The organism is Planococcus shenhongbingii (assembly GCF_030413635.1).
GTDB classification, from domain to species: domain Bacteria; phylum Bacillota; class Bacilli; order Bacillales_A; family Planococcaceae; genus Planococcus; species Planococcus shenhongbingii.
Genome location: NZ_CP129235.1, coordinates 3,507,476 through 3,529,781, shown reverse-complemented (window position 1 = coordinate 3,529,781; position 22,306 = coordinate 3,507,476). Strand labels below are relative to the sequence as shown.

Annotated in this window: 22 protein-coding genes; 9 read left to right on the top strand and 13 right to left on the bottom strand. The window is 44.6% G+C overall.

The features are described from left to right. The first annotated feature begins 201 nt into the window (after positions 1-201). Entirely contained in the window at positions 202-957 is a 756-nt protein-coding gene (locus QWY16_RS17115) for an exodeoxyribonuclease III (RefSeq protein ID WP_300990437.1), read from the top strand. Between the two features lie 57 nt (positions 958-1,014). On the opposite strand, the gene QWY16_RS17110 is transcribed toward QWY16_RS17115, so the two are convergent. Beyond that, the gene (locus QWY16_RS17110; RefSeq protein ID WP_300990436.1) at positions 1,015-1,725 is read right to left on the bottom strand and encodes an alanyl-tRNA editing protein; all 711 of its coding nucleotides are present in this window, start codon (positions 1,723-1,725) and stop codon (positions 1,015-1,017) included. 157 nt (positions 1,726-1,882) lie between these two features. On the opposite strand from QWY16_RS17110, the gene ilvA reads away from it, so the two are divergent. Beyond that, positions 1,883-2,857 carry a threonine ammonia-lyase gene (ilvA, locus tag QWY16_RS17105; protein WP_300990435.1) on the top strand — a complete coding sequence of 325 codons (975 nt, stop codon included), beginning with the start codon at positions 1,883-1,885 and terminating at the stop codon, positions 2,855-2,857. Positions 2,858-2,944: 87 nt separating this feature from the next. Here the strand turns inward: ilvA and QWY16_RS17100 are convergent, their stop codons facing one another. After that, positions 2,945-4,132, bottom strand: a complete 1,188-nt coding sequence (locus QWY16_RS17100; RefSeq protein ID WP_300990434.1) for a CDP-glycerol glycerophosphotransferase family protein — start codon at positions 4,130-4,132, stop codon at positions 2,945-2,947. Between the two features lie 175 nt (positions 4,133-4,307). On the opposite strand from QWY16_RS17100, the gene QWY16_RS17095 reads away from it, so the two are divergent. Further along, positions 4,308-5,924, top strand: coding sequence for a catalase (locus tag QWY16_RS17095; protein WP_300990433.1), 1,617 nt, complete (start codon positions 4,308-4,310; stop codon positions 5,922-5,924). Between the two features lie 614 nt (positions 5,925-6,538). On the opposite strand, the gene QWY16_RS17090 is transcribed toward QWY16_RS17095, so the two are convergent. From QWY16_RS17090 to QWY16_RS17045, 10 genes are all read right to left on the bottom strand, one after another. After that, entirely contained in the window at positions 6,539-7,240 is a 702-nt protein-coding gene (locus tag QWY16_RS17090; RefSeq protein ID WP_300990432.1) for a P-II family nitrogen regulator, read from the bottom strand. Next, positions 7,224-7,967: a DUF1538 domain-containing protein gene (locus QWY16_RS17085; RefSeq protein WP_300990431.1), complete on the bottom strand. Its 744-nt coding sequence runs from the start codon at positions 7,965-7,967 to the stop codon at positions 7,224-7,226. Before QWY16_RS17085 ends, QWY16_RS17090 begins: the two co-directional genes overlap by 17 nt. Next, on the bottom strand, positions 7,964-8,659 hold the full coding sequence (locus QWY16_RS17080) for a DUF1538 domain-containing protein (protein WP_300990430.1): 696 nt from the start codon (positions 8,657-8,659) through the stop codon (positions 7,964-7,966). The genes QWY16_RS17085 and QWY16_RS17080 overlap by 4 nt, the downstream gene beginning before the upstream one ends. Before the next feature lie 111 nt (positions 8,660-8,770). After that, positions 8,771-9,133: a Na+/H+ antiporter subunit G gene (locus QWY16_RS17075; protein WP_300990429.1), complete on the bottom strand. Its 363-nt coding sequence runs from the start codon at positions 9,131-9,133 to the stop codon at positions 8,771-8,773. Next, positions 9,111-9,395: a Na(+)/H(+) antiporter subunit F1 gene (locus tag QWY16_RS17070; RefSeq protein ID WP_300990428.1), complete on the bottom strand. Its 285-nt coding sequence runs from the start codon at positions 9,393-9,395 to the stop codon at positions 9,111-9,113. Before QWY16_RS17070 ends, QWY16_RS17075 begins: the two co-directional genes overlap by 23 nt. Then, on the bottom strand, positions 9,392-9,877 hold the full coding sequence (locus QWY16_RS17065; RefSeq protein ID WP_300990427.1) for a Na+/H+ antiporter subunit E: 486 nt from the start codon (positions 9,875-9,877) through the stop codon (positions 9,392-9,394). The genes QWY16_RS17070 and QWY16_RS17065 overlap by 4 nt, the downstream gene beginning before the upstream one ends. A gap of 49 nt (positions 9,878-9,926) precedes the next feature. Beyond that, positions 9,927-11,414 carry a Na+/H+ antiporter subunit D gene (locus QWY16_RS17060; RefSeq protein WP_300990426.1) on the bottom strand — a complete coding sequence of 496 codons (1,488 nt, stop codon included), beginning with the start codon at positions 11,412-11,414 and terminating at the stop codon, positions 9,927-9,929. After that, positions 11,407-11,745 (bottom strand): Na(+)/H(+) antiporter subunit C, encoded by a 339-nt coding sequence (locus QWY16_RS17055; protein WP_300990425.1) that lies wholly within the window; start codon positions 11,743-11,745, stop codon positions 11,407-11,409. Before QWY16_RS17055 ends, QWY16_RS17060 begins: the two co-directional genes overlap by 8 nt. Before the next feature lie 2 nt (positions 11,746-11,747). After that, positions 11,748-12,170 (bottom strand): Na(+)/H(+) antiporter subunit B, encoded by a 423-nt coding sequence (locus QWY16_RS17050; protein ID WP_300990424.1) that lies wholly within the window; start codon positions 12,168-12,170, stop codon positions 11,748-11,750. Continuing rightward, the gene (locus QWY16_RS17045) at positions 12,160-14,559 is read right to left on the bottom strand and encodes a Na+/H+ antiporter subunit A (protein WP_300990423.1); all 2,400 of its coding nucleotides are present in this window, start codon (positions 14,557-14,559) and stop codon (positions 12,160-12,162) included. Before QWY16_RS17045 ends, QWY16_RS17050 begins: the two co-directional genes overlap by 11 nt. A 313-nt stretch (positions 14,560-14,872) precedes the next feature. On the opposite strand from QWY16_RS17045, the gene QWY16_RS17040 reads away from it, so the two are divergent. Next, positions 14,873-15,562, top strand: a complete 690-nt coding sequence (locus QWY16_RS17040; protein WP_300990422.1) for a universal stress protein — start codon at positions 14,873-14,875, stop codon at positions 15,560-15,562. Positions 15,563-15,628: 66 nt separating this feature from the next. After that, entirely contained in the window at positions 15,629-16,273 is a 645-nt protein-coding gene (locus tag QWY16_RS17035; protein WP_300990421.1) for a pentapeptide repeat-containing protein, read from the top strand. Positions 16,274-16,530: 257 nt separating this feature from the next. Here QWY16_RS17035 and QWY16_RS17030 read toward each other — a convergent pair whose 3' ends face one another. Continuing rightward, positions 16,531-18,027: a peptide MFS transporter gene (locus tag QWY16_RS17030; RefSeq protein WP_300990420.1), complete on the bottom strand. Its 1,497-nt coding sequence runs from the start codon at positions 18,025-18,027 to the stop codon at positions 16,531-16,533. Positions 18,028-18,439: 412 nt separating this feature from the next. On the opposite strand from QWY16_RS17030, the gene QWY16_RS17025 reads away from it, so the two are divergent. The 4 genes from QWY16_RS17025 to recQ all read left to right on the top strand — a co-directional run bounded on the left by QWY16_RS17025 (position 18,440) and on the right by recQ (position 22,145). Beyond that, on the top strand, positions 18,440-18,781 hold the full coding sequence (locus QWY16_RS17025) for a helix-turn-helix domain-containing protein (RefSeq protein WP_300990419.1): 342 nt from the start codon (positions 18,440-18,442) through the stop codon (positions 18,779-18,781). A 258-nt stretch (positions 18,782-19,039) separates the two neighbouring features. After that, the gene (locus QWY16_RS17020) at positions 19,040-19,552 is read left to right on the top strand and encodes a hypothetical protein (protein ID WP_300990418.1); all 513 of its coding nucleotides are present in this window, start codon (positions 19,040-19,042) and stop codon (positions 19,550-19,552) included. Positions 19,553-19,752: 200 nt separating this feature from the next. Then, complete coding sequence (locus QWY16_RS17015; protein WP_300990417.1) at positions 19,753-20,250, top strand: DUF4334 domain-containing protein; 498 nt, start codon at positions 19,753-19,755, stop codon at positions 20,248-20,250. A gap of 113 nt (positions 20,251-20,363) precedes the next feature. Further along, positions 20,364-22,145: a DNA helicase RecQ gene (gene recQ, locus QWY16_RS17010; RefSeq protein ID WP_300990416.1), complete on the top strand. Its 1,782-nt coding sequence runs from the start codon at positions 20,364-20,366 to the stop codon at positions 22,143-22,145. Positions 22,146-22,306 lie beyond the last annotated feature (161 nt).

The following is a 22,306-nucleotide window of genomic DNA, read 5'->3' as shown; positions in this document are numbered from 1 at the left end:
GAAAAAATGATGCTGTATTTTTAAAATTCACTGAAATTTTACATAATTTTTTAGGGATGGCAATAAAGTGAAAGTGGGCTTTTTTATCCCCGAATCCATCCAGTGCTTTTTTGCCGATTCTAGTGGAACAGACCGCTCTGTTTGAGCAGAACCGGATTTTCAAGTAGACTGAAGCTATCAGATAGAAAGTAGGGACAGGTTTTGAAGCTTATCTCATGGAATGTCAACGGCTTGCGGGCCGTTATGAAAAAAGGGTTTATGGAATTTTTTGCAGCCGTGGATGCAGATGTGTTTTGCCTCCAGGAAATAAAACTGCAGGAAGGCCAGATTGAAATAGATCTTCCGGGTTATCATGCCTATTGGAATTATGCGCATAAAAAAGGGTATTCCGGTACAGCAATTTTTACGAAAAAAGAGCCGCTGTCTGTTCAGTACGGGCTGGGGATCGAGGAGCATGATACGGAAGGGCGCCTCATCACATTGGAATACGAAACGCATTTCGTGGTGACGGTTTACACACCGAATTCCCAGCATGGACTGCTGCGCCTCGATTACCGGCTGCTTTGGGAAGAAGCATTGCTGTCCTATATAAAAGGTCTGGATCAGCAAAAGCCCGTCATCTTATGCGGCGACTTGAATGTGGCCCATCAGGAAATCGATTTGAAAAATCCGAAAGCGAATTTAAAGAATTCAGGGTTTACACCGGAAGAACGAGGCAAAATGACACAGTTTTTGAACAGCGGTTTTGTCGACACGTTCCGTCATTTTTATCCGGAACAGACTGGCAGTTATTCCTGGTGGTCGTACCGGTCAAACTGCCGGGAGAAAAATATTGGATGGCGCATTGATTACTTCATTGCGTCCCGGACACTGGCTTCTAAACTGGCGGATGCGAAAATCCATTCAGGTATTTGGGGCTCCGATCATTGCCCGGTTGAATTAACGCTCCATATATAACCTGAAAAAATCAAAAGCAAGCTCTCACGATAGGTGAGGGCTTGCTTTATTTGCGCTTTAAATCACATGCACTTCAAGGCGTGTAATGCCTTTTCCTTTGTTTTTCGTTTTATCCAGCACAAATTGGCCGACACTCCCGGTTTCATTGACGTGGGTGCCGCCGCAGGCCTGCTCGTCGATGTCCCCGATTTTGACCAGGCGGATATCCTTTACCGATTCGGGAATCAAATTGACGATCGTCTTAATCATGCCTGAGATGTTTTCCGCTTCTTCCCGCGGTACGGTCCGGACGGTCACTTTATGATTTCGTGCAAGTTCTTCGTTGGCCTTGGCAATCAGCGCATCAAGCTCTTCACTGCTGAGGTCAGTGATGCCCGTCAGGTCGATTCGGGCTTTATCCGGATAAATTTGGTTGCCGGTGCAAAGGGAGTTCTGCTGTTGATGAAAAACGGCAGAAATTACATGCAGCAAAGTGTGGTGCTTCATCAGACTCTCTCGGCGTTCCCAGTCAACTGTCGCCGTCACTGTCCCCAAAACCAGTTTTTCCGGAGTGCTGACATAATGGAAGATTTCTCTGCCTTCTTTTTTAACCTTCGTTACTTGGACTTCCTGTCCGTTTTGGATCAATATACCGCTATCCGCCTCCTGGCCGCCGCCTCCTGGATAGAAAATAGTCCGGTTCAAAGCCACTTTGTTTCCATCGATTGAAGTTATTTCAGCCCCACATGTTTTCAAATAGCTGTCTTCCAAGAACAATTCTTTAGTCATCCTATCCACCCTTTACTTAAAGACTGATTTAATGAGTTCGGATTATCCGCCTTCTTTTTCTAAACATTAAAGCCACTATATCATAAAAATATTGAATTGAATGAAAGTTTTGACATAGAATGAAGGCAGAAACCTTAAACCAGAAGGGAGTTCTCTCATGTACGTCACATTGCAGCAAATCCATCAAGCAAAAGCAAATCTGGCAGGAGTGATTGTCCCGACTCCGTTGCAGGAGAGCCGTACGTTTTCTGAACTGACCGGAAACGGCGTTTACTTGAAAACTGAAAATCTCCAAAAAACCGGATCTTTTAAAATCCGAGGCGCCTACAATAAAATCGTTAATCTGACCGAACAGGAAAAGGAAAATGGCATCGTCGCATTTTCTGCGGGAAATCATGGTGCAGGAACAGCTTATGCAGCGCAGCGGCTTGGCATAAGCGCTACAGTAGTCATGCCGACAAATCCGGTGGCGAGCAAAAAGAATGCCATCATGCAATACGGAGCCAAAGCCATTGAATACGGCACCACATCGATTGATATGTATGAAAAAGCGCTCGAACTTCATCGTGCAGAAGGGCGGACGATGATTCATCCATTCGAAGATCCGTATGTGATTGCCGGGCAAGGGACGATTGGGCTGGAGATTTTGCAAGATTTGCCCGAAACGGAAGCCGTGATTGTGCCGGTTAGCGGAGGCGGATTGATTTCCGGGGTGGCTGCAGCTTTAAAGGAAATCAAACCGACGCTGAAAGTAATCGGTGTGAATACGGAAGGCGCTATGGCGATGTACATGTCTTTGCAGCACGGGAAGCCGATGGAAGTAGAGAAAGTGGAAACGATTGCAGACGGGTTGATGGCGAAAAAACCAGGAGACCTGACATTCGCGCATACGCAGCGCTATGTTGATGATTTGGTGCTGGTTTCGGAAGAGGCAATCGCTAATTGCGTAGCGTTTATGGCAGAGCGGACAAAACTGGTTGTAGAGCCATCCGGTGCTGCCGCAATGGCAGCCATGCTGAGCGGAAATATAAAGCTGAAAGGGAAAAAAACAGTTGTTATGGTCAGCGGCGGAAATATCAGCTTTGAGTTGTACCAATCACTGATCCAGCAGTATAACGAAAAAAATTATTGAAACTGGAACGGCGTAGATACGAATAGCGCATTTGAAATAAAAGCACCCGCCCAAAAATGATTTTGGGCGGGTGCTTTTTCAAAGCGATTAAACCCCTAGCACTTTTTCAGCCAGGCGTTTGCAATTCTGGTGGTCGTAATAATCAATGTATTGGGTGGCTTTCGGATGCCAGTCATTTGTTGTGATGTTTTCTTCAACAATTTTCTTCAAGTAAAAATACACTTCTTCGACGGTATCTGCTTTATAGCCGTACAGGTCCGTTTCGAGGCTGAGATAAGTGCCGCGTTTTTCCAGGTACTCTTCCCGGTCGAACATATTGAAAATGATGGGTTTATTCAAATAGAGAAAATCCCATGACACACTGGTGATATCTGTCAGCAGCATGTCGTTTTCTTCAATCGCCCGCGTAATGGACGGGTTGGTTGAAGAAAGAAATTCAATGCCGCTTTTCGGATCTGCCAGCCCGGTAAAATGCTTTTTAAATTTCTTCATAAATGGATGGAGGGTAATCTGCATCGTCATATCGTTTCGGATGATCAATTCACGGATTCCAGGATGGCTGATCAAGCCGATTGTATTGAGGAAATAAGCGCTTTCGACGAACTCCTCCTCGCTCAAGTCAAACAGCCATTCCCGCCAGGTCATCATCATCAGGATTTTTTTCACTTTCTTGACCGGCTTATTCTCCGCATAGCGGTCAAAACGAGGCAATCCAGTAATGATCAATTTATGTTCTGGAATCTTCCATTCTTTCAGTTTCAACTCTTTTTCATATTCAGAAGCACAGTTAAAGTAATTTGTCCGTTTCAGCAAAGGTACGTCTTCTTTTTGGATCAGAATTTTTTTGAAGCCTTCAATGCCATGGCTGACATGGGTGATGATGGTTTTTCGGTTGAGGAATAAAAACTTATCAACAGAAGGGGCGATGTCATACATTAATGAATGCCCGTGGAAAGTATAATCTGCTTTAAAAAAGAGAAGATAGTTGCGGAAACTGCCAAGCGGCACAGCATTCGGGATGCTGCCATCTTTTGCATAGGAAGTCTTCGGATCATACATCCAGTATGCGGTTACCTGATCTCGGTGGTTATTGACCAGGTAGGCGTGGAAAACAGCAGCGTTATCCTCGTATTTCTCGCCGAGATTTCCTCCGACCAGTGCGATTTTTTTATGTTCTTTTTTAAAAGAGAAGATAGAAACCAAAAAAGCGGCAGTTACTTTCAAAAACACTTTTAACGGGTCCAGTTTCCCTTTTTCTTTCAATGTTACACTCATTCCAAGCCCTGCTTTCTCTATATAGTCCTTCTTCAAGTTTTTCACATTCTTCCGGTTTTGTCCATCTGGAAAAATAGACTAAAGATTCTCTTTGTTTATAGAAGGTTAAAGATGTTTAATTATTTGGAAAATGGGAAGAGTAAAGGGTGATAGACTATTGTGAAGGAGGATATTCATGACTGGAAAAAATGAAGACTTCAAAAACAAAATGGGAACAGGCGAAAGCGAAGAAACGCTGACGACCCGCCAAGGGCATCCGGTAAAAGACAACCAGAATTTACGGACGGTTGGTAACCGCGGGCCAGCAACTTTGGAAAACTACCATTTTATTGAAAAGATTTCGCATTTCGACCGTGAAGAAATTCCTGAACGGATTGTTCATGCACGCGGCGCTGGTGCATTTGGATATTTTGAAACTTACGGAAAAGTCGGCGACGAGCCGGTAGAAAAATTTACACGCGCGAAAGTCTTTTCAGGCGCCGGTAAACAGACACCGCTTCTGGCACGCTTCTCGACAGTTGCGGGCTCAAGGCATTCTCCGGAAACCGCACGCGATCCGCGCGGATTTGCGATTAAAATGTATACGGAAGACGGAAACTGGGATTTAGTAGGGAACAACCTTAAAATCTTCTTTATCCGTGATGCGATGAAATTTCCGGATATGATCCATGCATTTAAAAACGACCCGGTATCAAATGTGCCGGATCCGCAGCGCATGTTCGACTTTGTTGCCCGCAGTCCGGAAGCGACGCATATGATTACGTTCTTGTTCTCACCATGGGGCATCCCGGCAACGTATCGCCATATGCAAGGATCTGGCGTAAACACTTATAAATGGGTAAACGATAAAGGCGAAGCAGTTCTCGTCAAATACCACTGGGAGCCAAAACAGGGCATCCGCAACTTGACGCAGGCAGAAGCCAATGAAATCCAAGCGGAAAACGTTGGGCATGCTACACAGGATTTATTTGAATCGATTGAACGCGGAGACTATCCGGAATGGGAGTTATTCGTTCAGATTATGAGCGATGATGAGCATCCGGAACTTGATTTCGATCCATTGGATAATACAAAACTATGGCCGCAGGACAAGTTCCCATTCCTTCCTGTCGGAAAAATGGTATTGAACCGCAACCCGGAGAACTACCATGCTGAAATTGAACAGGCCGCATTCGGTACAGGGGTTCTTGTAGACGGCCTTGACTTCTCAGACGACAAGATGCTGCAAGGTCGCACGTTCTCGTATTCCGATACGCAGCGCTACCGTGTAGGGGCTAACTATTTGCAGCTGCCGGTCAACGCACCGAAAAAACGTGTAGCGACGAACCAGTACGGCGGTATGATGGATCGTCCAGCAGAACATGTGCCGAACCCGTCTATCAATTACGAGCCATCTGTTCTTGGCGGCGTGAAGGAAGCAGAAAAGGTCGCACCGCCTCATGAACCGGCATATAATAATGCCAAAGTGGTCAGCGAGCCGATTGACCGTACCAATAATTATGGCCAGGCCGGAGAGACTTACCGCAGCTTTGAAGATTGGGAACGCGAAGAGCTGATCAACAACTTGGGAGATGCATTATCTGCTTGTGATCCAAGAATCCAGGAAGAAATGATCTACCACTTCACACAGGCGGATGAAGACTATGGCCGCCGTGTCCGTGAAAACATGGAGCAGAAGATTAAAGCGAATGAAGAAATGAAAGATAGCGATCCTAAAGTATACGGCAAGCCTGCTGCCAATAAAGTGGCGCAAGGTGCTGCTGCAAAAGGACATGAAGCTGGACCATATTGATAAAACCCGGAATGCCGGCAAGCTGAACAAGCTTGCCGGCATTTTTTTATAGTCTAGAATTTCAAGGCATTTCGAAATATATTATTTTCTTGAAATGCGTTAGCTCATTCATCCGTTCCCTTAATAAATAAAGAAAATTTTTGCATTCACGGAAACAGAAATAAAAGAAGGGCTGGAATTGAAAGATTTCAGCACTTCTTCAGCTTTTTGAGAAAGATAAAACTTGTATTGGTGATCATCCCTTAACCGATATTCCGCCAACCAGCTGCGCTTGCCGCGGGCGAGCGCCAAGCCGCTTCGTCGCTTACGCTCCTGCAGGGTCTCGGCTGTCTCGCTTTCCCGCAGGCGTCTCCGCTGGTTGGCTCCATATCTGGAGAGCGAGAACAAAGAATAGAGAGCTTTCTGAAACAATCACCGGTTTTAGAGAATCACAAAAGGTGATAAAACAAAGTTGAATGCAGCGGAAGGCGGCGACTTCTGCGGGAATAGGGCGAGTCCTGAGACCCCGCAGGGAGCGCCAGCGAGCGAGGAGGCTCAGGCCGCCCCCCCGCGAAAAGCGTCCGCCCTGGAGCGAAATGAAAAAAGAAAATAAGAGTTTCTCGACAGCACTTCTTTTACGTATTATGCCGATTCAAAGAAGAATGGTTGACGCCGAATACTTTTTCCACATCAATCAAAAAAGCGATGCCTCTGCCGGGAGCGTAAAGGTCGATGGCATCTTCAATGCTTTGGATAACGGCATCCGTATAGCTTTCAGGAACTAGGGTCAGAACAATATCTTTCTCCGGATCAATCGTGAAATTCATAAACTTCTTCTGTTCATTGACCCCCGTGCCTCTGCCGGTCAGGATAGTGCCGCCTTCTGCTCCAGCTTTTGCTGCGGCCGCGACCACTTTCTCTGAATCGCCGCTGTTCACAATAATAACAATCAATTGGAATTGTTCGGAGATCGGTTTCACAGCTCGTTCCCCTTTCTTGGGTTTAACGTAATTTATCCGATTGGATAGATGCCGAACACCTAGCAGTTTACTCAAATGGACTGTGAATCCAAGGCCATGACCTGGAATTCCTAATTTTCCAGCCCGGGAGACAGCGTCAGCGACGGCATCTTCAAGACTGCCGTCAATGGCAATGAGCACGACATCTTTTTCATGCGTAGCGGGCAAGCCGAAAAAAGTCGGTTTCTCGTTGCGGCCAATTCCTTCCGCATAAAGAATCGTGGCACCATCCGCCCCCGCTTTTTTAGCTTCCGCGATGACCGCTCTCGAATGACCGCGTTTTACAATGGCTATCATTAATCTATGATTCAGATTCATCGTTTTCAGCCCCACCTTTTCTTGTGAAAATCAGCCCCAGTATAAGCACTGCGAGAATAGGAGTCAGTGCTACTAATGCGATAAGGCCAAAACCGTCAGCCAGCGGGTCACGTCCTGCTGTAGCAGAGGCTACCCCGACAGCCATTGCGGAAATGAAAGTTACAGTCATCGGGCCTGTAGAAACGCCTCCCGAATCGAACGCTATAGCAATAAAGATGGCTCTCGAATAAAAGGTCAAAATAAAGGCAAGCAAATAACCAGGGATGATGAAGTACCAAAGCGAAATCCCGAAAAGGATCCGGAACATGGATAACGCCACCGAAATTCCCACACCTGTGGAGACGGTGTACAGCATTAATTTTGCAGAAATATAACCACCTGTCACACGGTCCACTTCGTCAATCATAATGCTGACGGCAGGTTCCGCAAAAGTGGCGACAAACCCAAGTGCAAAACCGATCGGGATGATGATCCATGGAAAAGACATTTCCCCAAACGTTTCTCCCATCATTTGCCCGATTGGAAAAAAACCGACATGGACTCCTTGAAGAAAAAAAGCCAATCCTAAAAATGTTAAAACAAAGCCAAGTAGTATTTGAAATACCCGTTGCCTGGGCAATTTAAGCATGAAAACCTGGAACAAAGCAAAGAAGATAAACAAGGGGATGAGCGCAACACCGACTTCGCGGAGGATATCCAAAAAACCGTCAAACACATGAATGTTCATTGGAACAACACCCCTAAAAGCATAATGGCCAGGATGGGGCCAATAGAAGCAAGGCCGATTAAACCGAAACCTTCACTGGAATCAGCGGTTGGGGAACGCAGCACGGAAGCCACCCCGACGCCAAGAGCCAATATGAAAGGTACAGCCATTGGACCTGTAGTAACGCCTCCGGCATCAAAAGAAATCGATACAAAATCTTCGGGGACAAATATGGATAAGATGAAGACCAATGCATAGCCGCCAATCAGCATATAGTGGATGGGAATACTGAAGATTGTACGGACCATTGCGGCGGCAACGAAAATGGCTAATCCAAGAGCGACGGCCATTACCAGTATGCCCGAGCTGATTTCTCCGCCGGAAACTTGGTCAATCTGTTTGGCGAGCACCCGGACATCCGGTTCCGCTATTGTTACCGCCAAACCGAGAAGGAATCCGGTTCCGATGATCAGCCAGGATTTTTTGGTCTGGGGCAGCCGTTTGCCGATCAATTCGCCAACCGGTAACAGCCCTGCGGTTACTCCCAAAAGAAACAGGAAAAATCCAATGCTGACAAAAGCAACGCCGACTAGAAACTGGAGCAGGGCTTCAAGGGGAAGGCGCATCAACGTCACCTGGAGGATAATGACTACGATTGTAACAGGCAAGATAGCAGCGGCAACTTCTTTGAAAGTATCTTTGATGTTTTCCATCTCCAAACTCCTTCAACCGCTTTTTTCCTGCTATTCCCTTTGCATTTTTAACATAAACCTGACAATAAAAAAGGTGACAGAAAATTTAAATAATTTTCTGTCACCTTTTGATTAATCTTGCTCTTTTTTATGAATAACCTCTTTTAATGCATCTTCGGTAGAAATATCAGCAAGCTTTACATTAGAGCGGTAAGCGGCTCGTGTGATCAAATGGCCTGAAACAGGCGCTGTTAAGAACACGAAAGAGATTCCAAGGAAAAGCCGGACGCTGATAAAGTTTTCCGTAGCCCAAAAATAGATGAAAGTGCCGCTTAAGGATAATAGAACCGCGAGCGTCGAACTTTTAGTGGCGGCATGTGAACGCGTATAGACATCAGGCAAGCGAAGGATACCGAAAGCACTGATAACTGCCATAATGGAGCCGAGTAAAATGAGAATAACTCCTGCCCATTCAATAATCTCTCTTATGCTCAACGATATCCCCCCTTTCAACAAATCGGGCAAAGGCAATTGTACTGATAAAAGCCAGAATACCGACAATCAAAATTACTTCAAGATACGCGTGAGTGTTGAGCACTACTGAAAATACAGCAACTCCTGAAATAAGGTTAACGCCAATCATATCAAGTGCGACGACACGGTCCGGCATTGAAGGGCCTCTGATGATGCGGTAAAGAGCCAGAAGAATGGCCAGGCAGAATAGGGACAAGGAAATAGTTAATATTATATTGATCATCCTCTTGTCACCTCCATGATTGCTTTTTCGAAAACCTTTATAGAACGCAGCAAGGTATCTCTTGACTCTTCAACATCCATTGCATGGATGTAAAAAACTTTTCCGTCCGGTGATACTTCCATGACCACAGAGCCCGGAGTCAAGGTTAATAAAAGAGCAAGAGTCGTCAGCTCATAAGGCCCTTGCATGCTATGTTCGTAAGTAAAAATCCCGGGCTTAATATTGAGCCGGGGGCTCAGAATTTGTTTGATGATCAGCAAGCTGGATTGAGCCAGCTCTGAAATGAAAATAAACAGCAATCTAATGGTGGAATAAATTCTCAGCAAATAAAACTTGGTGCCGAAAAAACGGTGCATCATGAACAAGATACCGATACCGATCAAGTAACCGCCAATGAAAGTGGATAAGTAAAAGGCATCTTCGTCCATCAGCAAGGTCCAAAGAAGTGCAATCATTATATTTATCAGGAATTGGGCGGGCATCAGCTAACATTCCTTTCTTCGCTGCCGTTTATGAGCAGTTTATAAAGATTCATGGCTGGGCACCTTCCAGTACCGCATCAATGTAAATATCAGGATTCAATAAAGTTTCCGCCGCATCTGTGACGTAAACAGAAAGCCCTTCCGTTCCGACGCCGATGGCGATAGTGAGGAGCACAAGCAGCAAACAAGGAACCAGGAAACGGTTGTTCAATGGCACTTGATCTTCCTTGCTGATGATGGTTTCTCCCCAGAAACTATTTTTAAAGATGCGGAGCAGTGAATACAGCACGAATAAGCTTGACAGCAATGACAATGTTAAAAGCATATAAGCTCCGCTTTCAATAGCTCCTTCCGATATAAGAACTTTTCCGATAAACCCGCTGAGAGGCGGAACTCCTGCCAGCGACAGCATGGTGATAAAGAATGACCAGCCGAGCAGGGGATAGTTCTTCATCAACCCGCTCATTTTGTTAAGCTGAGCGGTGCCCGTAAGTGCTATCACTGTTCCAACTACCAGGAAGAGCAGAGCTTTTGCGACCATATCGTGGATTAAATAGTAAATCGCTCCTTCTATGGCATTCGGCGTAGAAACCGCAAGGCCAACAAGGATAAAGCCGACAGCAATGACGACATTGTAGGCGGCGATTTTGCGGATATCATTATGGGCTACAGCGCCCAGGCTTCCGCCGATCAGTGTTAAGGCAGCCATGACACTGATGATGGTATGAGTGATTTCGGGCTGTTGGTTGAAAATCAAAGAAAATACCCGGAATAGGGCATAAATCCCGACTTTCGTCAGCAAGGCCCCAAAAAGAGCGGAAGTTACCGCAGGAGGTGTGCTGTAGGAACCTGGCAGCCAATAATACAGCAGCAAGCCGGCTTTTAGACTGAAAACGATCATGAAGACGATGCTGATTGTCGTAAGAAGCGGCCCTTGTCCGGCTTCAGCTACACGGACAGAAAGGTGGGCCATATTCAATGTTCCAACAGCTCCGTATAAATAAGCTAGGCCCACTAAAAAGAACCAGGAAGAAACAATATTGATGACAACATACTTAATGGCTTCACGAAGCTGCCTTTTCGAGCCGCCGAGCGTCAATAGAACATAAGATGAGAGCAGCATTACTTCAAAACAAACGAATAAATTGAACAAGTCGCCGGTCAAAAAAGATCCATTTACTCCGGCGACCAAAAACAGCACGGAAGGGTAATAATACATCGACTGCAGGAGCTTGCCAGTAGAGAACAAGGCATACATCAAGCAGATGAGCGCTACAATACTAGTGGTCAGCACCAGCAAAAGAGAAAACGAATCGGCGACAAACGAAATGCCGAAAGGCGGCGCCCAGCCGCCAAAATCGAGCCGCTGGATTCCTTCATGCTGGACTTTTTCCAAAAGATAAAAGGCGATTCCAGCTGTCAGAGCCATGGTAGCGATGCTGAACCAGGCTTGTGTCCTTCCGAAATAGCGCAGGAAAATCAATAAAATTCCAACCATAATGGGAATTAAAACTGGAAGCAATATAATATTATTCATCGTTTACACCTCTCATTTCATTTAGGTCATCTGTGCCAAGTTCTTGATAAGCACGATATGCCAAAACAAGAATGAAAGCTGTAACAGCAAAACTGATGACAATGGCTGTCAAAATCAACGCCTGCGGCAATGCATCAACATAGCTTTCCGCCTCTTCGCCAAGCAGTGGAACAGTGCCTTCTTTTAAACCGCCCATCGTAAGAATCAGCAAATGCACAGCATGCGACAAAATAGCAGTTCCGAGGATGACGCGAATCAAGCTTTTAGCCAATAATAAGTAGATGGCCACTGATGTGAGAACGCCAACCAACAATATGATTATAGTTTCCATCGCTACTCATCCTCACTTATACTTGTAATAATATTTACGACTACCCCGATTACCGTCAGAGCCACTCCGGTTTCAAAAATTGTCACTGTAGCCAATTCAGTTTTGCCGAAAATCGGAAGATTAAAATAGCCGAATGACTGGCTCATGAAAGGCTGCCCGAAAAACATGGGAACTGTGCTGCTCGAGAAAGCCAGCAAAACGCCGATGGCCGATATTTTTTTGAAATCGAATGGGATGGCTTTGTTGACGGTATCCGAGTCAAATGTTAAAAACATCAGCACGAAAGCCGTAGCCAGAACTAAACCGCCGATAAATCCTCCACCTGGCTGATTATGGCCAGATAAGAAAAGGTAGACGCCGAATGTTAATATGATCAGCACGCCGGCTTGAGAAACCGTTTTTAAAATCACGTCGTTAATCTTCATTTTTTCGTGTCTCCTTTCCGCCTTTTATCCGGATTAACGTATAGACGCCAAGGCCGGCAATGAAAAGGACAAGCGATTCCAGCATGGTATCAAAGCCGCGGAAATCTCCTAAAATAGCGTTAACGATATTTTTCCCGCCAGCCAGTTCATAGGAATCTTCGTAATAACCGGAAATGGATTCAAATAATTTGCCGGAGCGTACAGACAAAGCGATCAATGTTACAGTCGCCCCTCCGGCGACAGCGATCATCGCGTTTCTGATTTTAACGTTTCTCGGAGAATTTTCAGGTTTCCATTCCGGCAGGAAGTAAAAGCACAACAGGAATAATGCCGTCGTTACGGTTTCGATAACAAGCTGTGTCAAAGCCAAGTCTGGAGCCCGGAATAAAACAAAGAAAATGGCGATGGAGTATCCGAGCACTCCGTTCAGCAACACTGAAGTCAAGCGGGATTTTGCGAACAAAATGCCCACAGCTGCAACTGCCATAACGATGGTCAGGATAAGCTCATAACTTGGAATGGCTGCATCAGTTGAAAAGTCGAATGAAAATGCGCCTGTCAGGAACAATGTTCCTCCAGCAACCAAGATGAAAAAGCTGAAAATATAAGCAAAATAATGGGGCAGGTAGCCCGTCATATATCTATTTGTCAGCAAGCTGGAGTTGTCTTCAACCGACTCCAGCAGTTTATTGTAAAAGACATTGAAGGTCCAATCCTCCGGCAATAGCGCATAGATCTTTTTCCAGTGGCGCAGGAATATAAAGAGAAGCGAGCCGGCAACGACGATGCCAATTGTCATCCAGAGTTCAGTGTTAAAGCCGTGCCATGCAGTGATATGGGGCGCGGCGCCGGTTATGCCAGGCAATACGCCATTGAGTGCAGGGCGCAGCAAGTGATCTCCTAGCAAGTTAGGGAAAAAGAACAATCCGACAATCAATAAAGATAAAATAGCTGGTGGAATCAGCATGCCAATCGAAGGCTCCGCCGGTCTTTTGTCCAACTTTTCCGGCTTATGCTTGCCGAAGAATGTTTTAAAGACAATGATCATGCAATACACGAAAGTTAAAGCGCTGGCAGTCCAGGCCACTACCGGAATAATCCATCCCCAGGTATCTGCAGAAAAAATGGGAAGGCTGACGGCATTGAGAGAAGCAGTGAAGAACATTTCCTTACTCAAGAACCCGTTGAATAATGGCAAACCGGCCATTGAAAAACTTCCGATGACTGCGAAAGTGAAGGTGATTGGCAAAAACGCCATCAAACCGCCGAGCCGGCGGATATCCCGTGTTCCAACCTGGTGATCCACAATTCCTACGACCATGAAAAGAGCACCTTTAAAAGTCGAGTGGTTGACTAAATGGAACAAAGCGGCAAAAGATGCCAGGCCGTACAAAGCGCCTTCGTTTCCATCTCCGAAATGGATGGCTGCAGATCCCATGCCGAACAGGCTCATGATCAAACCGAGCTGGCTGACCGTAGAGTAGGCAAGCAGGGCTTTTAAATCTGTTTGGCGAACTGCGCAGAAAGAACCCCAGAATAATGTGATTAAACCAACCAGTGTAACCGTCCAGAACCAGGCAGAAGTGCCGCCGAATATTGGGGTAAAACGTGCAACCAGATAAATTCCGGCTTTTACCATAGTGGCGGAGTGCAGATAAGCACTAACGGGTGTTGGAGCTTCCATTGCATCCGGAAGCCAAATGTGGAAAGGAAATTGCGCAGATTTTGTGAATGCTCCCAGCAGTACCAGGAACATGGCAGGATAAAACAGGGCATGGTCTGAATATTGCCCAATTGTTGACACGATTTCACGGACGCTGAATGTGCCAGTCATCGTATGCAGCATCAAAAATCCGGCAAGCATCCCGAAGCCGCCGAAAACCGTGATCAATAACGACTTCTGTGCCCCGTAGCGTGAATTTTTCCGATGGAACCAGAAAGCAATCAATAGGAATGAAGAAATGCTTGTTAGTTCCCAGAAAACATACAAAACCAATAAATTATCTGACAGCACAACGCCGAGCATTGCACCCATGAACAAGAGCAAATAAGCATAGAAATGCGGCAATGAATCCGCTGGAGACAAATAATAGATGGAATAGAGAATTACGAGCGTTCCCATACCCGTAATCAGCAAAGCGAGAATCAGGCTAAGCCCGTCTAAATAGATGGTAAAATTGATGCCAAGAGACGGAATCCAATTCAACGTTGCAGTTACAGTATCTCCCGCGGAAATAACCGGAATTTGCATCGCGAAAATTACAAACAGCACAAATGGTATCACCAAAACAAGCCAACCGATGTCCACCGGCCCAAGGCGCCTATGTATAAAAGGAATAAGAGCGGCAGCTAAAAATGGAACTAAAATTGCTAAAATCAATAAATGCACAGCAAGACCTCCTGAATCAGAATAGAAAAATATAAAAAGGGAATAACATAATAGATAGAATAATTGCAATCCGGTGCGGCAAAAAAAGCTAAAAGCTCAATAAATCAGAGCATAAACATATACATTAAATTATACAGTAAAAAAGGGTTGCTTTCACTTGTGAAGTCGGCTATGGTCTAAATTAAGCAATTCAAATCATACAGCAAGCAACTATAGAAAGTCTCATTTCCTTGATTTTTACTGGAATCCGCAGTATAATTTCATAGTTTTGAGATGACGGCTTATGAATAACAATCCCTGGAGGGGTAATACAATGAAAAAAATTAGAGGTCGGATGGATGAAAGCATATTGGTTTGTGTATTTTACGGGCCGAATGGTGAGCGCCTGATCAACCGAGGCAATAAACTCGCGAACATGCTGGATTGCCCCCTGTATATCTTGACAGTGGATGCACTTCCATTTGATGAGTTTGACGCGGAAAAATCTGCTTATGTCGAGCGCTGGAAAGAAATGGCCGAAGAATATGGAGCAGAGGAATTCATTATCCGTGATAATGAAAGACGCCCCTCGGCAAAAGTCATTGCGGAAGTGGCTCATGAGTTAAACATCACGCAGATCATTGTCGGTCAAACGGCAAGAAGCCGCTGGGAAGAAATCACAAAAGGTTCCTTCATGAACACGCTGTTGCGTGAAATCCCATTTGTCGATTTCCATGTCGTTTCAGTAGATCGCAGCATCAAAGGGGAAGACCATGAAGAATTTGAAAAAGGCGTTCGTTGTTATTTAGTGAGAGACGGAGAGACCTATAAAATCAATTTTTCACAAACGAAAGAATGCCAATACGAGGGAATCTTCTTTAAAGACATCGGGACAGATTTCAATAACGGGATTTTCAAATTCATGCATAACAATAAATTGTACCAAGTGGAAGTGACAGACGACCGCATTACTCAGCCAACAGTTGTCAGCTCATGTCTGGGCAAAGAATTAGTAAGTAAATAATAGATTTGTGCAATAGCGGCTGCTTTTTAAAAAAGCAGCCGTTTACTTGTATTAAGGGAGAAATGAATGATGAAAAAGACGAATCGGGCAGCACCGTCAATTTCGAAACAGCTGGAAATCCAGCCGTTCCTTTCGGCAGTCGATGATACTTACATCAGCAAGTGCAAGATTGTGCAGGAAACCATTGATTATGGGAGAGATGAGGCTCTGCACATCGATCAAGTGGTTTTTGAAAATGTGAATTTCTTAGAAGTGGTATGGCCGCGCAGCGAGTTTGTCGATGTGCTGTTTCTTAATTGTGATTTGTCGAATGCAGATTTCAGCCGCGCGGTTTTTCATCGGACTGAATTCCATGATTCGAAATTAGTCGGCACTAACTTTGCCGAAGCCGGAATCCGGCATACACTGTTTAAAGATTGTGTGCTCAATTATGCAACATTCGGCTTTTCGCTTTGCAATACGGCGCGCTTTGAAAATTCATCATTGCGCTATGCTGATTTTTATGAGGCGGAACTGAAAAATATAGAATTCTGCAAATGCGATATGAACGATGCGAATTTTGTAGAAACTAGTTTAAAAGGCGTCGATCTAAGCAGCAATTCGTTCGAGACCATCCAAGTGACGACAGAAAAACTGGCAGGCTGCCAAGTATCAACCGAACAGGCACTGGCATTTGCGAGGCAGATGGGGCTTGTGATTAAAGAAGGATGATATATATATATAGAAAGAAAAAAGGCCCGGAAGTAGTTTGCTTCCGGGCCTTTCTATTTTTCATTGTGTTCTAGCTTCAGCACTTAGCTCCTCCAGCGCTTGTCGGAGCTGAGCAGGTGCTTCCGCTTTTCGTAGGTGTCTAGCTGCAGCGGACAGATTCTCGGGTCATAAGCCAACCCAGCTGTGCGGCAAAGAGCGCCACTTCGCTGGTCTGTCTTATGCCGGTCGAATCTGAACGGCCGCTTCCGCTTTTCATGTTACCTTACGCCTCTCATATAGCGCTGGATCGTTGGAGCGAAAAGGAACAGGATAATACTCAGGACGATGGATGCTCCACCAATAAGTCCGAAGTACATCATTTCGTTTTCAACTGTATAGAATTTCACGAGCTGTGCGTTGATTGCTTGTGCAGCTGCGTTTGACAAGAACCATAAACTCATGGTTTGTGCAGAGAATGCGGCAGGAGCCAGTTTGGTCGTAGCTGATAAGCCGACCGGCGATAAGCACAATTCACCCAATACAACGATGAGATAGCTGAGAACCAGCCATAATGGATTTACCAATGTTTCTGTACCGCCAAAATAAGCAGGCAGCAGAATTACAAGGAACGAAATCCCGGCAAATAACAGGCCAAGAGAGAATTTTTGCGGAACGGATGGCTGGCGGCTGCCTAAGCGTACCCATAACCATGCAAAAACCGGAGCTAAAGTAATGATAAAGAGTGGGTTCAAGGACTGGAACCAGGCAGGGGAAATGGTGATTCCCGCAAATTCCAGGTCAGTCCGTGTGTCTGCATATGCTGCCAAGATGGTAGAACCTTGTTCCTGGATTGCCCAGAACATGACAGATGCAATAAACAAAGGAATATACGCTAAAATGCGTGAACGTTCCACTTCGGTCGTTTTTTTGCTTCGGTACATGACGACGAAGTAAGCTGTCGGGATCAACAAACCGAAGATGCCGACAGTGGCGATAAAGCTGTTGAACGTCAAGAATCCATATTCAAGTCCGAAGTAAACAACTGCGGCGATGATTATAGCTGCAATCGTGAAGATTTTTATAGTCCGTGACTTTTCAGTTGGAGACAAAGGGTTGGGAACAATTGTTCCGGCAAGGCCGAGGTTTTTCTTTTTCGTTGCAACAAAAAGGACTAAACCGAGGAACATCCCGACTGCCGCAATACTAAACCCTAAATGGAAGTTGACTTTCATGCCGACTGTACCAACAATCAATGGAGCCAGGAAAGCTCCTAAGTTGATGCCCATATAGAAGATGCTGAAACCGGCATCCCGGCGATTGTCATTTTCTGCGTAAATCTCCCCGACAACACTCGAGACATTAGGTTTTAACAAACCGGTTCCAAGTACAATCAGAACCATGGAGACGAAGAACAGAGGCAAGCTGCCTGGAATCGCAAGTGCGATATGTCCAAGCATGATCAGAATACCGCCATAGAATACGGCTTTTGATGTACCGAATATCCGATCGGCCAACCAGCCTCCGATAATGCCGGACATGTACACCAGTGAACCATAGATGGACATGATGGAAAGCGCAACGGTCTGGTCAAGTCCTAATCCGCCTTGTGAAAGTTCGTAGTACATATAGTAAACAAGGATCGCTCTCATGCCGTAATATGAGAACCGCTCCCAAAACTCTGTAGTGAATAATGTAAAAAGCCCCTTAGGATGGCCAAAAAAACCTTTTTGCGGCACGCTATTTACGATGTCTTGTCGAGTGTATTTGTCAGACATCTTACAACCTCCTTTTTATGTATGTTACTATAATACTTTTTTTGAAGTTGAAAATCAAAATAAATTTAAAAATTAGTAATATAGGCACTGCATAAAAAGAGGATAAGGTTTTCAAAAGATGGAATATTCGTTAAAGTTTGATTGGAATAATAGTCTACCATAAAAGAAGAACTGTAGAGCTATATGGGTTCTGTTTCCATTTATCCGAAAATATAGGTATTAGGTAATTGGAAGAACTATGAAAACAAGAACAAATAACCATTAAATGGACCCGGGGTCGAAATATGTCGAAGTTGTTCACTAAATTATCGAAAATTTAGTCGAATATTATAGAAATATATTGTATAATATTCTAAGATACAGTATATTTTAAATAGTTAGAAATTTAACCACAAAAGGAGCAGGAAGAAAAATGAAAGATTTAGGGAAAAAAATCAGAGATTTAAGAGAAGCAAGAGAGCTATCCCCGGAACAATTAGCTGAAAAAGTCGGTTTTGCAAAAAGCACCGTTTGGGCTTATGAAAGCGGGAAAAAGCAAATCTCTGTTAGCCATCTTTCAATGCTTGCCGATTTCTTTGATGTATCGGTTGACAGTCTACTGGATCGGACTGAGAAAGTCATTGATTTATCCACTATAAATGACTATAAAATATTGCTCGACAATAAGCCGCTTGATGAAACGGAAATTGCTGAAGCGGCGTCATATATTCAAGTGAAGCGCCGAATGGGAAGTTACGGAGCCGTCAATTCTTAATTTATTATTTTATAAAAACTATGATAAAAGCCCATTCGCTTCAGGAATGGGCTTTTATTTTTTGGAGTTTCTTGTTAACACTTTATTTAATAGCCTTCTTATAATAATGGAAGAAGCAGAAAAGAAGCAGGAGATAAAAAAAAGGACAAGAAAAGGGTCCAGGGATACTGCTTGGCTTAAAAGTTTTGTATGATATTTATATAGATAGAGAAACAATCATAAATTGTATGAAATTTAAGTGAAGCGGGCGATGATGCTATGGACAGAACCATTTTATATGAAACATACCGGCTGGCTATGCTGATTGATTTGATCAAGCCTGAAGACTTAATCCAGAAAATTGATGAGTATATAACAGAAAAGCCGATTGAAGAGATTCCTCATGTGTTTTATGTATTATCCCTTTCAAGCAACCGCCGCCGCATGCTTGAATTATTGACCGATTTATCAAAAGGCGTCGATCAAGATCTTCCTAGCTGCATTGTGGCGGGCCTGCTTCACCGTGAACAAGAACGTTTTGGGACAGAAGAGTTATATCGAAAAGCGGGAATGCTTGCTTCTTTATTAGCTGATCAGGATGAAGAAGTGGCCGTAGAATTCACTCATTTAAAAGCGGCAAACGATGCAGCTCAGCAAGCATATGGCATGCGGTTCAAACGCAAAAAAGCGCGAGAGCGAATGCTCGCTAAAAATGAGAAGGATTTGAAAGATGCCCTTGCAAAGTACGAAAAGTATACTGGGTTTTTCAATGATCAAGATTGGGGAAAGTAAACTGCAATTATTTTACCGGCTTTGCCGCTCTCTTTTTGGTAGTACATCGCTGCGGAATGTATATTATAGAAGAAAGCCGAACAATGAATTACTGTCGCCGCTTCAAAAAGAAAGTGGAAATCAGAGAATTACCAGTATAAGGAATCATTACAAACCTCTTTCTATGGCTGCTGTTAAAAAATGAAAAAGGAGTGTCTTCGATGAAAGCTGCGGCAGAATTCTGGATGATAAAAGAGCGCGGGGAAACGGACACCCATACTGCCTGCAGAATTTTTGATGAACTTCCTCCAGTAGGACTCGAAGAGCTGCTTGGTACATGGGAAGGCAGCGAATTTCGCACCGGGCATCCGCTGGACGGTGTATTGAAGAAACTAAATTGGTACGGCAAAGCATTTCATGATGCAGAAAATGTAGATCCTTTATTGTTCAGAGGGTTAAACGGAGACATATTTGCCGTCGATCCGGTTCCAATTATGGACTTGCGAAAACTGATAAAAGCGGAAGGCGGCAAAGCCCGGATGCGGCAAGTGGCCCATCGCGGAAAGGCTAGCGCAGCAATGGTCTATGACAATTTACCGATTATCGACCATTTCCGTAAAGTGGACAATCAGGTGTTAATGGGCATGATGGATCGCAAAGGCGATAAGGAACCTTATTTTTTCGTATTGGAAAAAGTGGAAACTGTTTCAGAAGCATAGGCTTTTGGAACAGTTTTTTTATTTCACCGCTGCCAGTGAATTCGGAAAGAGAAAAATTAGCCGAAAATATGATAAGCTACTCAGTACGAGACGAGTTTTGGGAGTGTTTAATTTTGTTGGAAGAAGCAAGAAAATTATTGCAGTCGTATTTTGGGTATGAGACGTTCCGGAAGGGTCAAGAACAAGCGATTACACAAGTGTTTGAAGGCCATAATTCGATTTGTGTCATGCCCACTGGCGGAGGGAAATCGATGTGTTATCAGATTCCTGCGCTGGTGATGGAAGGCACGACCATTGTAATATCTCCGCTGATCTCTTTGATGAAGGATCAAGTGGATTCACTTTTGGCTGCCGGGATACCAGCAGCTTATATAAACAGTTCCCTGGGTTTTGATGAAGTGCGGGAAACTATGTATGACGTCCAGCGAGGTGCGGTGAAACTTTTGTATATTGCACCGGAACGCCTGGATTCCGAAATGTTCCTGAACGAATTGCAAGGCGTTCATGTGCCGCTGATCGCTGTTGATGAAGCGCATTGTATTTCACAATGGGGACATGATTTTCGCCCGAGTTACCGCTTGATCAGCCGCATGGCGGGCTTGTTTCCGAACAATCCGACTGTGCTTGCGCTGACAGCGACAGCAACGCCGCAAGTACGGGAAGATATATGCCGTATTTTAGATATTGAAGAACAGCATACCGTTATGACTGGATTTGAACGTTCTAATTTAACTTTCTCGGTGATTCAGGGACAAGACCGCGAACGTTTTGTAAAAGAGTATGTGCAAAAGAATGATAAAGAAGCAGGAATCATTTATGCCGCTACTCGGAAAACAGTCGATTCCGTTTACGACATGCTGGTGAAAAAAGGTGTGAAAGCAGCCAGGTACCATGCAGGAATGCCGGATGCAGAACGTAAAAACGGGCAGGAGCAGTTCCTGAACGATGAAGTGACTGTGATGGTGGCTACCAATGCCTTTGGAATGGGTATAAACAAATCCAATATAAGATATGTTATCCACTATCAGCTGCCAAAAAATATGGAGAGCTATTATCAGGAAGCCGGGCGTGCTGGACGTGACGGATTGCCAAGTGAATGTATGGTTCTATATGCCTCACAGGACGTCCAGACCCAGCGTTTTTTGATCGATCAAGCACAAGATCCAAGCCGGATTCCCGGAGAATTGGTGAAACTGCAGGCAATGGTCGATTATTGCCATACTGAAAGCTGCCTGCAGCAATTCATCATTCATTATTTTGGTGATTTAGCTGCTGAACCATGCGGCCATTGCGGAAGCTGCAATGATGAGCGGGAAAGCATGGATGTTACAAAAGATGTACAGATGGTGCTGTCCTGCGTCATTCGCATGGGCCAGAAATTCGGGAAGATGATGACGGCGCAAGTGCTGACGGGCTCTCGCAATAAAAAAATTCTAGATTTCGGCTTTGATAAATTATCGACTTACGGCATTCTAAAGCATCAGTCCGCTAAAGAAGTGTCAAACTTAATGGAATTTATGATTTCCCAGGAACTGCTGGCAGTAGAGCAAGGGGCATACCCGACAATCTATGTGCCTGACGGTGGGCGGGATGTGCTTCTTGGCAAGCGGAAAGTAATGAGAAAAGGTGCAGTTGTAACGAAGCGGATAGCAGAAAACGATCCATTGTTTGAAGAACTCCGAAAAATCCGGAAAGAACTGGCCGATAAAGGAGGAGTGCCGCCGTTCGTTATTTTTTCGGATAAAACATTGCAGGATATGTGTGCGCGCCGTCCAAAAAATGCTGAAGACTTCCTGGAAGTGAATGGAGTCGGAGCCAATAAGCTAGAGAAATACGGAGAGGCTTTTCTTGAGGCGATCCGTGTTTTTGAAGCAACCACTAATTCAATAGGATAAACTGAAAAGCCCCTGTTTCAATAGACAGGGGCTTTTGGCTGTCTAGATGTATAATTATGCAGTGAATTAGATAAAGAGAGAGCCGATCAGAAGATGGATTTGAAAGCGTTTACAGCAACTACGTTGACATTTCTTATAAAAAACCTTGAAATTTATGCTTA

What these genes read in the sequence shown, in the direction of transcription:
- QWY16_RS17035 (WP_300990421.1), top strand. Translation starts at nt 15,629, where the DNA reads ATGATGAAAAAGACGAATCGGGCAGCACCGTCAATTTCGAAACAGCTG.
- QWY16_RS17100 (WP_300990434.1), bottom strand. Translation starts at nt 4,132, where the DNA reads ATGAGTGTAACATTGAAAGAAAAAGGGAAACTGGACCCGTTAAAAGTG.
- QWY16_RS17030 (WP_300990420.1), bottom strand. Translation starts at nt 18,027, where the DNA reads ATGTCTGACAAATACACTCGACAAGACATCGTAAATAGCGTGCCGCAA.
- ilvA (WP_300990435.1), top strand. Translation starts at nt 1,883, where the DNA reads ATGTACGTCACATTGCAGCAAATCCATCAAGCAAAAGCAAATCTGGCA.
- QWY16_RS17085 (WP_300990431.1), bottom strand. Translation starts at nt 7,967, where the DNA reads ATGAACATTCATGTGTTTGACGGTTTTTTGGATATCCTCCGCGAAGTC.
- QWY16_RS17090 (WP_300990432.1), bottom strand. Translation starts at nt 7,240, where the DNA reads ATGAATCTGAATCATAGATTAATGATAGCCATTGTAAAACGCGGTCAT.
- QWY16_RS17025 (WP_300990419.1), top strand. Translation starts at nt 18,440, where the DNA reads ATGAAAGATTTAGGGAAAAAAATCAGAGATTTAAGAGAAGCAAGAGAG.
- QWY16_RS17095 (WP_300990433.1), top strand. Translation starts at nt 4,308, where the DNA reads ATGACTGGAAAAAATGAAGACTTCAAAAACAAAATGGGAACAGGCGAA.
- QWY16_RS17020 (WP_300990418.1), top strand. Translation starts at nt 19,040, where the DNA reads ATGGACAGAACCATTTTATATGAAACATACCGGCTGGCTATGCTGATT.
- QWY16_RS17110 (WP_300990436.1), bottom strand. Translation starts at nt 1,725, where the DNA reads ATGACTAAAGAATTGTTCTTGGAAGACAGCTATTTGAAAACATGTGGG.
- QWY16_RS17040 (WP_300990422.1), top strand. Translation starts at nt 14,873, where the DNA reads ATGAAAAAAATTAGAGGTCGGATGGATGAAAGCATATTGGTTTGTGTA.
- QWY16_RS17070 (WP_300990428.1), bottom strand. Translation starts at nt 9,395, where the DNA reads ATGATCAATATAATATTAACTATTTCCTTGTCCCTATTCTGCCTGGCC.
- QWY16_RS17055 (WP_300990425.1), bottom strand. Translation starts at nt 11,745, where the DNA reads ATGGAAACTATAATCATATTGTTGGTTGGCGTTCTCACATCAGTGGCC.
- QWY16_RS17060 (WP_300990426.1), bottom strand. Translation starts at nt 11,414, where the DNA reads ATGAATAATATTATATTGCTTCCAGTTTTAATTCCCATTATGGTTGGA.
- QWY16_RS17015 (WP_300990417.1), top strand. Translation starts at nt 19,753, where the DNA reads ATGAAAGCTGCGGCAGAATTCTGGATGATAAAAGAGCGCGGGGAAACG.
- QWY16_RS17080 (WP_300990430.1), bottom strand. Translation starts at nt 8,659, where the DNA reads ATGGAAAACATCAAAGATACTTTCAAAGAAGTTGCCGCTGCTATCTTG.
- QWY16_RS17050 (WP_300990424.1), bottom strand. Translation starts at nt 12,170, where the DNA reads ATGAAGATTAACGACGTGATTTTAAAAACGGTTTCTCAAGCCGGCGTG.
- QWY16_RS17065 (WP_300990427.1), bottom strand. Translation starts at nt 9,877, where the DNA reads ATGCCCGCCCAATTCCTGATAAATATAATGATTGCACTTCTTTGGACC.